This is a genomic window from Rugamonas violacea, from assembly GCF_016461825.1.
GTDB lineage: Bacteria > Pseudomonadota > Gammaproteobacteria > Burkholderiales > Burkholderiaceae_D > Rugamonas.
The window spans coordinates 160,336-172,747 of record NZ_JAEMNU010000113.1 but is presented as its reverse complement, the minus strand read 5'-3'; the positions used below and the strand labels follow the sequence as shown (position 1 = coordinate 172,747).

Here is a 12,412-nt window from a genome sequence, read left to right as displayed (position 1 = left end):
TCCGGCGTCAGCTCCCGACACAACGACAACACTTACGAGACGTAGCAACCATGCAGAATAGCGAACTGAATGACGGCGATGCTTTAACGCCCGAACCGCTGCGGCGACGCCGGAACCAGGCGGCCGCGCCGGCCGGTCCCGCCGCGACCGCACAGCCGATCGCGCACTTGAATCAGCCGCAGCTGACGCAGCAGCGTTTCGGCGCCAAGCCTTGCGCCGACGGCACGCTGGAACACGGCTGGCTGCGCATCGCCAGCGCCCGCCAGGAGATCGACTCCTTCGTGGCCGAACGGGAGACCGCGCAGCAGCCGGTGAGCGCCAGCGTAGTCAAAACAGTCCTTGCGGCGGCGGCGCAGGACACGGAAGTGCTCCTGGCGCAACTCGCCGGACTCGACGCGGACTTGATGGCGGCCTCGCGCCGCTTCCTGGCAAGCCACGCGCCGGGCAGCTTGGGCCGGGACGGCTTCTGCCGCTATGCGCTCGAAGGTGCGCGCGATTGCTATGCGTCGCGCGGTATCAATGCCGATGTGATGGCCTGCGTGCTGGGACTGCAAGACTTGCGAGGCTTGGCCGGCGTCGACCTGGGCTTTGGCAATGGCGAAGTGCTGCAGGCGCTACGGCAGGCGGGCGCCCGCATGACAGGGCTGGAATTGAGCCCCTGGTTCGTGCAGCACGCGCGCCAGCGTGGCTTGACGGCGCGCATGGCGCAAGTCGATATCGACCGGGCCAACATGGAGCGCGAATTCGGCTTGTCGGCGCAGTCCCAGGATTTTGTCATTTCCACCATGGTGCTGGACCGGGTGGCGTCACCGCGCAATTACTTGAAAAACATGCTGGCTTTGCTCAAGGTCGGTGGACGCTTCGCGTTGCAAACGATTTTGCCGGTGTCGCCGGTCGATGACGGCGATACCGCTCAGCCCATCATTTACACGGCGGTCGCCAACCGCATTGTGCCGGGTCAGGATGAGCAGCAAGACAAGGTCGCGCTGGTGCGGGGCTTGCGCGAACTTGGCGCCGGCGCCATCGATGTGCGCACATTGCCCTATGCGATTGCCAGCCGCGACGGCCTACAGCACTACACGGTCTGGAGTTTTTCCGGCGCCAAGCGGGCGGCCGATGCGTCCGATAGCGCGCCGTGCCAGCGCATCTACCACACCAACGAGATTGGCGGCGGCAACCGTTTCATTCAAACAAACGAAAGCTAGTGTCCTACGCTCACGCCGTCTGGCGCCCGGCGGCGGCATGCTCGACATACTCGCCGACCCAGTACAGCAGCGCCAGGCCCGGGAAGGCCATGCCGGTCAACAGCGCGGCATGCCAGCCGTACTGTGCGAAGACCCAGCCGCCCAAGGCCGAACCCAGGGCGCCGCCGGCAAAGAACAAGGCAAAGTAGATGCCGTTGAGGCGGCTGCGCACTTCGGCGCCAAGGCTGAAGATGGCCCGCTGGCCGAGCACCAGATTGGCCGCCACGCCCATATCCAGAACAATCGATGCGGCCACCAGCAGCGCCAAGGCGACCGGGCGCGTGCCGGCCGCGAACATGGGCAGGGCGAAAGCGACGACACCGAGCAGCAGCGCGGCGGCGGTCGCCGGCAGCGTGTGGCCGGAGTCGGCCAGCCGGCCGGCAAGCGGCGAGGCCACGGCGCCGGCCATGCCGACCAGGGCGAAGATGGCGATGCCGGTTTGCGACAGGTGGAACGCCGGACTGGCCAGCACCATCGGCGTCACGGTCCAGAACAGGCTGAACGAGCCAAACAAACCGGCGTGGTAGGCGGCGCGGCGGCGCAGCACCGGGGTCGTCGTGAACAAGGCCCACAGCGATGCCATCAGCGCTGGATAGGACATCGGCGCCGACGGGATGCGCTGCGGCAGTTTGGCGCGCAGGACGACGGCCAGCATGACGATCAGCACGGCGGCGCCGGCGAACACGACGTGCCAGTTGGTCTGGTCGGCCACCAGCGAGGCGAGGGGACGGGCCAGCATGATGCCGAGCAGCAGGCCGCTGACCACCTTGCCGACGGTTTGGCCGCGCGTCGCTTCGCGCGACAGGTGGGCGGCAAACGGCACGAGGATTTGCGCGGCGACCGAGCCGAGGCCGATCGCCAGCGCGGCGGCCAGAAAGACCCATGCGCTGCTGCTCAGGGCGGCGGTCAGCAAGGCGAACGCGGTGAAGATCAGTGCGCCGACAATCAGGCGGCGGTTTTCCAGCAGGTCGCCCAGCGGGACGATGAACAGCAGGCCGAGGGTGTAGCCGATCTGGGTCAGCGTGACGATCAGGCCGGCGGCTTGTGCCGACAGGCCCGTGGCGGCGCTGATGGGGCCGACCAGGGTTTGCGCGTAGTACAGGTTGGCGACGATCAGGCCCGATGCGGCGGCAAGCAGCAAGACCATGCCCGGCGAGATGTCGGATTCCAGCGTGGTGGTGTGGTTCATGTGTTTTTCCTCAGTGGTGGGGAGATGTTGGACTGAGGTGATTGTAGGTAAAACTGAGCAATAGATAATTAGGGCACAATGCGCCTATACAATTCAGATTTCATGAACAATCGAAGGGCGGCACGTGGACAAGATCAAAGCCATGCAAACGTTTGTGCGCATCGTCGAGGCAAACAGCTTCTCGAAGGCGGCGGAAACGCTGGACCTGCCGCGCGCCTCGCTCACCGCGACCTTAAAAAGTCTGGAAGCCTTCCTCGGCACGCAACTGTTGCTTCGCACCACGCGCAGATTGTCCTTGACCCCGGACGGCGCCGAGTACTTCAAGAGCTGCATCGAGATATTGAGTGCGATCGATGCATCGGAGCTGTCGTTTCGCGGCCCCGGTTCCAAGATACCCAAGGGCAAACTGAGGATAGACTTGCCCGGCACGGTGGGGCGCACGCTGGTGCTGCCCCACTTGGCGCAGTTCCACGCGCTCTACCCGCAAGTCGAATTGACCATCAGCCTGAGCGACCGGCTGGTCGACATCACCCAGGAGGGCATCGATTGCGCCTTGCGGGTGGGGCAATTGCAGGACTCGGCCTTGATCGGCCGACAGGTCGGCAGCATGCGTTTCATCACCTGCGCCGCACCGGCGTATTTGGAAAAATACGGCCGGCCCGCCAGTATCGATGAGCTCGGATCGCACCGAGGCATCGTTCACTTTTCGGGCCGCACCGGCCGCGCCTTCGACTGGGATTTCATCGTCGACAATGAGGTGGTGAAGGTTGACGTGACGGGGCCGATCGCGGTCAACGATGCCGACGCCAACGTTTGCTGCGCCCTGCAGGGCCTGGGCTTGGCGCAGGTCGCCGCCTATCAGGTCAGGCGGCATCTGGACAGCGGCGCCTTGGTCGAAGTGCTGGGCGCTTGGCCGCCCACGCCCATGCCGATCTCACTGCTTTATCCGCAGGGGCGCATGGCCTCGCCCAAGGTGAATGTGTTTGCGGGCTGGGTCGGTTCCCTGTTCGCAGGCAATGTTGACGTGTGTAATTAGACCCGGCGCGCCGGGGCGCAGGCCGCCCACCTTTGCCTGAGCGGATGCCCGCCGCAGCCAAGGCCGAGGCCGAGGTAATTCTGCTCGGTAATGAAGATATTAAATAGGAAAACATAGCCAATTGGAAATATTTATTGTAGGATATTAATTCCCTGGCCATGAGGCCATTTCTATGAGGAAACGCGATGAAATTGAAACTCACTATTGCAGCTCTGCTGGCTGCGGCCTGCGCCGCTAGCGCTTTCGCCGGCCCGGCACCGTACATTTGGTATACCAGCAAGGTGACCGGAGAGCGCGCTTGTTCCAATTTCCAGATTGGCAGCGGTTGGACGGCGCAACCGACTTGGGGTAAATACAAAGATGCCAATTGCAGCGTCCCATACTAAGCGTGAATAGCGCTTTTTGGTAAGCACATCGCCTGGCATGATCCCCTCATGCCAGGCGTTTTTTTTACCGAGACTTCTGCTTTCTTCCTTCCTGAACGCCGCGCGATCCCTCACTTGAGCTGTCTGCTCAGCCATTGTGCCGGCCCTATCAACGTCGGTAGCGACCTTGAATTCCCCAAAAAAATAGTTGATGCCCGAAGCGGCAAAGTGCGTCAGTTGCTCGCCTTGTGACCATGAACGGTCGGGCGCCGGCCGGCGTGTGCGTCCGTCGCCGGACGGTTGTGGTTGCGGCGCGACAGAGGACCGCCGTTTGGCGATTTTTTGTTGTCCTGGCGAGCCAATGCGCCGGCAAAGGAATACAAAAACTGGACATGATGCTAATGTGAACTGTTTGTCAACTTCGTGATTTTTTTAGCGCTGGCAACTTGGCTGTCGCGATGTGATGGCGCGTGCGGCCAAAGTTCCTGTATGTCGTAGCGTGGGATGAAAATCACTAAAAATGCCATCTTGAAAACCCAATGACCGGAGACACTACATGCACACCCGCTTGCAGCATTCTTTGCGTACCTTATTGCCAGCTCTTGCCCTACTTACCCTTGGGGCACAGGCTGCGGCCAGCACCCTGAATCAAAACGTTTCGTGGACCATCGACCGGCCCGGCACCACCAGCAAGTACCGCGTGGTGGCCTACGGCGATTCGATCTATGCCGGCTACAACGGCTCGACCGTCAACGCGGCCAAATACTCGGCGCCGACGGTGGATGCGGAATACCTCTCGGCGCACTGGAACGCCGCCATCGAGAGCGTGCGCCGCACCAAATCCGGCGCCATCGCCTCCGATGTGTACAACAACAAGATCGTCGCCGAGCGCTCGTACATGCAAGCCAGTAACACCCGCGTGGTCACTTTCGAAATGTGCGGCAACGACGGCCTGCAGGCCCGCACCAGCTTCAAGGGCCAAACCGGCACCTGCGACGACAGCGTGCTGACGACGGCGGAGGCCAACTGCAAGACCTATGTGACGGCCGCGATGGACTACATCAACGCCAACGCCTATGCTGGAGTGAAGGCCAAGATCATCTCCAATCTCCACTACCCGGGTTATACGGCGGACAATACGCAGAGTTCCTGCAAGGACCCATCGAGCGGCGCCACCGTGAAAATGCAGGACAAGTTCCTGCTCTCCATGGCCAGAATCAACCACATGATGTGCGACGTCGCGCGTCAAAAGGGTTTCATGTGTGCGGATAACTTTGCCCAGTACATGGGCGCCGACTACGATAGCAACGGCGACGGCAAGATCGACTCCGACGCGTTGCGCTATGTCGCCGGCGAAAGCCAGTCCAGCTATGTCACCCGGATCAACTCGACCCTGCGCTCGACCATCCGCGACGCCAATACCCACTTCGTCTCGGCCAGCAGCAGCTACGACTATATCCAATCGGACGACACCCACCCGACTTACAACGGCAGCACCGTCAGCGCCGGCCTGTTGGGCGGCAGCACCGGCAACGGGGTGGCGCGCTACAGTTCGTTCTCGAACGGCAAGAGCCCGATCTGGAACCAGTACGGCCACGAGCGCATGGGCTGGGCGGTATCGGTCTTCAACGTAGCGGCGCCTTGACGCCGGGGCATCGACTATCCCTTGGACAAGCCACCCCGTCCCGAGCAGCCACCGAGCCGTAGCGATACGCCCGGTGGCGCTCACGCCTGGCGTTCACGGCCGGGCTATCTGGCCATCGCGCTGCTGCTTGCCGTCGGCGGCGTCGGCTTGCTGTGGTTTCTGGCGATGCCGTCCGACTCTGGCGCGGCGGCGGCCAGCGCCGCAGCGCCAGCCGCCGCGAGCACAACGGCGGCCGTCGCGCCGGTGCCGGCGCCGGCCGTGCCAGCGGCCATGGTAAGGCCGCCGCCAGCCGCGCCGGAGGGCGACGCCGACCCGACGCGCGACCTGAAAAGCTACGTGTCCCGTGGCGAGACGCCGAGCATGGGCGAAGTCATCGAGCGCCTGCACGAACGCGGCGTGCACACCGGCCTCGGTGCCTTTTCGCCACCCGGCACCCGTCCGCCCCTGGTCGGACTGGCGGTGCCCGAGGACTTTGCGCTGCCGCAAGGCTACGTCCGCCACCACCAGGCGACCGACGACGGCCAACGCATCGAAGCCATCCTGATGTTTGCCCCCGACTTCCAACTGTACGACGCCGCCAAGCAGCCGATCGCCATGCCGGCCGACCGCGTCGTGCCGCCGGAGCTGGCCCCGCCCGGACTGCCGATCCGCCGCATCGTCCTCCCCACACCGACGGAACCGGCCAAACCGGGCCGCTGAACACCATGAAGCTATTGAGCTCTTCCAAAGTGGGCATCCTCGCCGGCATCCTGGCCAGCGCGGTCATGTCGGCCCTGTATGCCCGTGGCGGCCTCGGCTGGCTGCTCGGCTTCGTGCTGCTGGTGCCGTGGTTGCGCGTACTGGACGCCCGCCGCACGTTGGCCGGTACGCTGGGCTGCGCCTATGCGATGTCGCTGGCTTTCACGGCGGCCGTCTTCGCCTGGCTCGGCACCGCGCTGGGCCGTTACACCCAGGTCGGCGAGGCCAGCGGCCTGGCGCTGCTGTTGCTGGCGGCGCCGCTGTTCCAGCCGCAATTTATCGCCTTCGCGCTGGCGCGCCATGTGGCCGGACGCCGGCATGGCCCGCTGCTGCGCGCGCTGGCGGGGGCGGCGGCCTGGGTGGCGGCGGAATGGCTGCTGCCCCGGCTGCTCGGCGACACGCTCGGCTATGGCCTGTATCCCTCGCGGCTGCTGCGCCAGGCCGCCGATGTGGGCGGCGGCGCCGGCCTGACGCTGCTGCTGTTGCTGGCCAACGAGGCGGTCGCGGCGGCGCACGCGCGCCGCGCCGACGGCTGGCGCGCGCTCGCCCAACCACTCGCGCTGGCGGCGCTGGCGCCGCTGTTGTTGGCGGGCTACGGCTTGGCGGTGCTGTCCGCCGAGCCGGCACCGAGCGGCAAGCCGCTGCGCATGGGATTAATACAAACCAACATCGTCGACTACGAAGGCCAGCGCCGGCAGAAGGGCGGCTACGCGGTGGTGCGCGAGGTGCTCGACACCCATTTCGCGATGAGCTACGACGCCGTGGTGCGGCAGCACGCCGACGCGGTGCTGTGGTCGGAGACGGCCTATCCCACCACCTTCGGCCAGCCCAAGAGCGACGCCGGGGCCGAGTTCGATCGCGAGATCCTCGCCAACGTGACTGCCGCCGGCGTGCCCTTCGTGTTCGGCACCTACGACCGCGACGGCGCCGGCGAATACAACGCGGCCGCCTTCGTGCTGCCCGGCACCGGCCTGTTGGGTTTCTATCGCAAGACGCGGCTGTTCCCGTTCACCGAATACGTGCCGGCCTGGCTGGACGGGGCGGCATTGCGGCGTCAACTGCCGTGGACCGGCAATTGGCGCGCCGGCAACGGCGCGCGGGTCTTCCCCCTGCGCCTTGCCGATGGCCGCGAGATCCCGGTGCTGCCCTTGATTTGCCTCGACGATGTCGATGCCGGCCTGGCCATCGACGGCGCCCGTCTGGGCGCGCAGGCGATCCTGACCATGTCGAACGATTCCTGGTTCAGCGCCGACCGGCAGGGCGCGCGACTGCACCAGGCGGTGGCGGCGTTCCGCAGCATCGAAACGCGGCTGCCGCAATTTCGCGTCACCAGCAACGGCTACAGCGCGGTGATCGACGCCAGCGGCAGCATTCTCGCAGGCACGCGCATGGGCGAACCGGCGCTGCTGATCGCCGACGTGGCGCTGCGCCGGCCGGCAGCCACGCTGATGGTGCGCTGGGGCGACTGGGTCGGCGCCGCCGCCGGCGCATTCCTGCTGTTGCTGGCGGCGGCGCCGCTCCTCGCCCTGGGGCGCGGCCAAGCCGACCACCTTGCGCCGGGGGCGCAGCTGGCCATGGTCTTCCCGCTCAGGGTCGCGGTGTTGCCGCCCGCCGCCCGCCTTGCCGCCGGCCTGTTGCGGGCCATTGCGCGCCTCAGTCTGCTCGCCATGTGCGTGGCGCTGCTGCTCAACGATTCCTTGCGGACCAACACGCTGGCGCAGATCCGCATGTTTGCCGGGCTTTTCCTGGCCCCCGAGGCCGCTTCCTGGTGCGTGCTGCTGGCCTTTGCCGCGCAAGCCACGATCAACAATGGCAGCCTGGTGCTGAGCCGTGGCGCGCAGCGCATCGAACTGGGCTTGAACGAGATTCTCGCCGTCGAATTGTGGCGTCTGCCGATCCCCGGCCCCGGCGCGGCCTTGCGCCTGGCCTCGGGCCAGCGCTGGCGCTACGGGCTGGCGCTGGCCAACCCCATCGCCTTCGCCGAGGCAATCGCCGGCGCCGGCGGCCCGCCGCTTGCGCAGCGTAGCGGCGCGATGATGTGCGTATATGCGCAAGCGCGCTTGGCGCTGCGCCGCTGGAAGCTCGACCATCCGCTCAGCAAGTTCGTCCTGCTGCCGCTGGCGCTGGCCATTCCGGCCTTCCACCTGCATCAGCACATCGCCTACGGCAGCGCGTTCGGCGAGTACCTCAGCTACGGCCTGAAGGCTTATCTCAGCGCCTTCGCGCTGTGGTGGGCGGCCTGGGCCATCGGCGTGGTGCTCAGCGCCACGCTGCTGCGGGCGGTGATCGAAGTCGCGACGCTGCTGGTGGCGCTGTTGCGCCCCAGGCGGACGCTCGACACCCGGCGCTGGCTGGAGCGCGGCGGCCGCGCGGCGTTGTATCTCGGCTTGCCGACGTGGTTGCTGCTGAACCTCTTCCGTGCCTAAAAGCACCTCTAAAAACCCGTCGTTCCGCCGATGCNNNNCCCCCCCACGATTCAGCTTACTCGATGCGCCTCTAAATCGCTGCCGGTAGACAAGCCGGGAAGTCCTGTCACATTGGCTGGACGGTCGGCGTCTTGGCTGAGCTGCGACCACGGTTATAGTCGAAAGTACTGAGGACGTATATACTTGGTGTACACATTTTAAGAGGGCTACATCATGTCCAAGGAAGCCGTTTTCACGATGAAGCTGGAGCCGGAGTTACGCGCTGATTTCATGGCCGAAGCGGAGGCCGCTCATCGGCCAGCGTCACAGATCCTGCGTGAGTTGATGCGCGAATTCGTCAAGCGTCAGCGCGAAGCGCGGGAATATGACGAATTTCTGGGCCGCAAGGTCGAGGCTGGCCGTGTCTCGATGCAAGCCGGCGTCGGACAATCCAATGAAGAAGTTGAAGCCACGTTCGCCGCCCGTCGTGCGGCCGTGGCGGGCCAGTAGTGAGAGTCATTTGGACACCTGAAGCGCTACAGGACCGTACTGATATTTGGGACTACATTGCGGCCGACAGCCCGCGTGCGGCCGCCCGCATGGATGAACTTTTCAGCGATGCTGCGGCCAAGCTGGCCGACCACCCTAAATTAGGCAGGCCGGGAAAAATTTTAGGAACCCGCGAGCTGGTTTTACATGAGAGCTATCGCCTAGTGTACGAAATCCGCGCCGACACCGTGTGGATGTTGACCCTGGTCCACACTGCGCGCCAGTGGCCAGCGGTTCCTGAATGAGCGAGGGCTAAGTAAGGTCCGCCCGCCGTCGTATTTTGCTGAGTTACTCTTATGTCATATAGAAGACTTGCCCGGATCGGTGGTATGATTCGCGCTGTCGCATTGACCTCTGAAGGTGTCGTTTGTTGCTTGTTGCAAAAACGACAGGATCAGGAGGGCGGGGTGGCGTAGACAAACACCCCGGCAGAAATGCGTGCCGAACCTTCAACCACCTACCTGTGAGAGTAGCCATGCTCCAAGAATATCGCCAACACGTCGCCGAACGCGCAGCCCTCGGCATCCCCGCGCTGCCTTTGTCCGCCCAACAAACCGAACAGCTGGTCGCCCTGCTGAAGAACCCGCCGGAAGGCGAGGGCGCTTTCCTGGTCGAACTGCTGACCTTCCGCGTTTCCGCCGGCGTCGACGATGCCGCCAAGGTCAAGGCCGAGTTCCTGGACCTGGTCGCCAAGGGCAAGATCGCCTGCGCGCTGGTCTCGCGCGCCAGCGCCACCCACTTGCTGGGCACCATGCTGGGCGGCTTCAACGTCAAGCCGATGATCGATTTGCTGGCCGATGCCGAAGTCGGCGCCGTCGCCGCCGAAGGCTTGAAGAAGACGCTGCTGGTGTTCGACTTCTTCCACGACGTCAAGGAACTGGCCGACCAGGGCAATGCCAACGCCAAGGGCGTGTTGCAATCGTGGGCCGACGCCGAGTGGTTCACCTCGCGTCCGGAAGTGCCGCAAAGCCAGACCCTGACCGTCTTCAAGGTCACCGGCGAAACCAACACCGACGATTTGTCGCCGGCGCCAGACGCCACCACCCGTCCGGACATTCCCCTGCACGCCTTGGCGATGCTGAAAAACCCGCGCCCAGGCATCGAAGCCGACGAGCCGGGCAAGGTCGGTCCGATCAAGCAATTGGACGCGCTGAAGGCCAAGGGCCACCTGATCGCCTACGTCGGCGACGTGGTCGGCACCGGTTCCTCGCGCAAGTCGGCCACCAACTCCGTGTTGTGGTTCACCGGCGAAGACATTCCCTTCATCCCGAACAAGCGTTTCGGCGGCTTCTGCCTGGGCACCAAGATCGCTCCGATCTTCTACAACACGATGGAAGACGCCGGCGCGCTGCCGATCGAACTCGACGTGACCCAGATGAACATGGGCGACGTGATCGAGCTGCGTCCGTATGAAGGCAAGGCGCTCAAGGATGGCGTGGTGATCTCCGAATTCACCGTCAAGTCCGAGGTGATCTTCGACGAAGTGCGCGCCGGCGGCCGCATTCCGCTGATCATCGGCCGTGGCCTGACCAGCAAGGCGCGCGAAGCGCTGGGTCTGCCGGCCTCGACCCTGTTCCGCCTGCCGACCAACGTCGCCGCCTCGACCAAGGGCTTCACCCTGGCGCAGAAAATGGTCGGCCGCGCCTGCGGTCTGCCCGAAGGCCAGGGCGTTCGTCCGGGCACCTACTGCGAACCGAAGATGACCACCGTCGGCTCGCAGGACACCACCGGCCCGATGACCCGCGACGAGCTGAAGGATCTGGCTTGCCTGGGCTTCTCGGCCGACATGGTGATGCAGTCGTTCTGCCACACCGCCGCCTACCCGAAAAAGGTCGACGTGGTCACCCACCAGACCCTGCCGCGCTTCATCTCGACCCGTGGCGGCGTGTCGCTGCGTCCGGGCGACGGCGTGATCCACTCCTGGCTGAACCGTCTGCTGTTGCCTGACACCGTGGGCACCGGCGGCGATTCGCACACCCGCTTCCCGATCGGCATCTCGTTCCCGGCCGGTTCCGGCCTGGTCGCCTTCGCCGCCGCCACCGGCGTCATGCCGCTGGACATGCCGGAATCGATCCTGGTGCGCTTCAAGGGCACCATGCAGCCCGGCGTCACGCTGCGCGACCTGGTCAACGCGATTCCGCTGTACGCCATCCGCCAGGGTCTGCTGACGGTCGAGAAACAGGGCAAGAAGAACGTCTTCTCCGGCCGCATCCTGGAAATCGAAGGCTTGCCGGACCTGAAGGTCGAACAAGCTTTCGAGCTGTCCGACGCCTCGGCCGAGCGTTCCGCCGCCGGTTGCACCGTGCATCTGGACAAGGCGCCGATCATCGAGTACATGACCTCGAACATCACCCTGATGAAGTGGATGATCGCCAACGGCTACGAAGACAAACGCACGCTGGCCCGCCGCATCGCCGCGATGGAAGCCTGGTTGGCCGATCCTCAGCTGCTGGCGCCGGACGCCGACGCCGAATACGCCACCGTCATCGAAATCGACCTGGCCGACATCCACGAGCCTATCGTCGCTTGCCCGAACGATCCGGACGACGTCAAGATGCTGTCCGAAGTTGCCGGCGCCAAGATCGACGAAGTCTTCGTCGGTTCGTGCATGACCAACATCGGCCACTTCCGCGCCGCCTCGACCCTGCTCGAAGGCAAAACCGACATTCCGGTGCGCCTGTGGATCGCGCCGCCGACCAAGATGGACCAGCAACAGCTGATGTCGGAAGGCCACTACGGCACGCTGGGTCGCACCGGCGCGCGTATGGAGTTGCCGGGCTGCTCGCTGTGCATGGGCAACCAGGCGCAGGTGCGCAAGGGTTCGACCGCGATGTCGACCTCGACCCGCAACTTCCCCAACCGTCTGGGTCTGGACACCCAGGTCTACCTCGGCTCGGCCGAGCTGGCCTCGGTCTGCGCGATGCTGGGCAGAATTCCGACCAAGGAAGAGTACATGGCCAACATCGGCGTGCTCGACAAGAACGCCGTCGACATCTACCGTTACATGAATTTCGACAAGATCAAGGAATTCAGCGACGTCGCCGACCAGGTCACGATCTGATGGAGGGCGGCGGCACGCGAGTGCCGCCCGGCCGCCCCTGAATCCCCGCCGCGTGCACCACGCGGCGGGGATTTTTTTTGGTGGGCGGTGTTTCGTGGGCGCCCGGAGCGCCAGCAAACCCCACCGGCGAAAATCTGGGGTCGGACCCGGCGGGTCCGACCCCGGCTCTTTGCCTTTGGG

10 protein-coding genes are annotated in these 12,412 nt (G+C 64.8%); 9 read left to right on the top strand and 1 reads right to left on the bottom strand.

The window, feature by feature from the left end; all coding sequences use genetic code 11:
* Window positions 1-50: 50 nt before the first annotated feature.
* Window positions 51-1,205, top strand: coding sequence for a class I SAM-dependent methyltransferase (locus H7U20_RS20435; RefSeq protein WP_199760973.1), 1,155 nt, complete (start codon window positions 51-53; stop codon window positions 1,203-1,205).
* A gap of 10 nt (window positions 1,206-1,215) precedes the next feature.
* Here the strand turns inward: H7U20_RS20435 and H7U20_RS20430 are convergent, their stop codons facing one another.
* A complete protein-coding gene (locus H7U20_RS20430) occupies window positions 1,216-2,433 on the bottom strand; it encodes an MFS transporter (RefSeq protein ID WP_233410938.1) in 1,218 nt (405 codons plus the stop codon).
* Between the two features lie 124 nt (window positions 2,434-2,557).
* Between H7U20_RS20430 and H7U20_RS20425 the strand changes: the two genes are divergently transcribed.
* The 8 genes from H7U20_RS20425 to acnB all read left to right on the top strand — a co-directional run bounded on the left by H7U20_RS20425 (window position 2,558) and on the right by acnB (window position 12,232).
* A complete protein-coding gene (locus H7U20_RS20425) occupies window positions 2,558-3,469 on the top strand; it encodes a LysR family transcriptional regulator (protein WP_199760972.1) in 912 nt (303 codons plus the stop codon).
* Window positions 3,470-3,654: 185 nt separating this feature from the next.
* Window positions 3,655-3,855: a hypothetical protein gene (locus tag H7U20_RS20420; protein WP_199760971.1), complete on the top strand. Its 201-nt coding sequence runs from the start codon at window positions 3,655-3,657 to the stop codon at window positions 3,853-3,855.
* A 559-nt stretch (window positions 3,856-4,414) separates the two neighbouring features.
* A complete protein-coding gene (locus H7U20_RS20415) occupies window positions 4,415-5,479 on the top strand; it encodes an SGNH/GDSL hydrolase family protein (protein ID WP_233410937.1) in 1,065 nt (354 codons plus the stop codon).
* Window positions 5,480-5,500: 21 nt separating this feature from the next.
* Complete coding sequence (locus H7U20_RS20410) at window positions 5,501-6,178, top strand: hypothetical protein (protein WP_199760969.1); 678 nt, start codon at window positions 5,501-5,503, stop codon at window positions 6,176-6,178.
* Window positions 6,179-6,183: 5 nt separating this feature from the next.
* Window positions 6,184-8,643, top strand: coding sequence for an apolipoprotein N-acyltransferase (gene lnt, locus H7U20_RS20405; RefSeq protein ID WP_233410936.1), 2,460 nt, complete (start codon window positions 6,184-6,186; stop codon window positions 8,641-8,643).
* Window positions 8,644-8,856: 213 nt separating this feature from the next.
* Window positions 8,857-9,132, top strand: a complete 276-nt coding sequence (locus H7U20_RS20400) for an antitoxin of toxin-antitoxin stability system (RefSeq protein ID WP_199760968.1) — start codon at window positions 8,857-8,859, stop codon at window positions 9,130-9,132.
* Window positions 9,132-9,416: a type II toxin-antitoxin system RelE/ParE family toxin gene (locus H7U20_RS20395; RefSeq protein ID WP_199760967.1), complete on the top strand. Its 285-nt coding sequence runs from the start codon at window positions 9,132-9,134 to the stop codon at window positions 9,414-9,416. Before H7U20_RS20400 ends, H7U20_RS20395 begins: the two co-directional genes overlap by 1 nt.
* Window positions 9,417-9,646: 230 nt before the next feature.
* Complete coding sequence (gene acnB / locus H7U20_RS20390; protein WP_199760966.1) at window positions 9,647-12,232, top strand: bifunctional aconitate hydratase 2/2-methylisocitrate dehydratase; 2,586 nt, start codon at window positions 9,647-9,649, stop codon at window positions 12,230-12,232.
* Window positions 12,233-12,412: the final 180 nt, after the last annotated feature.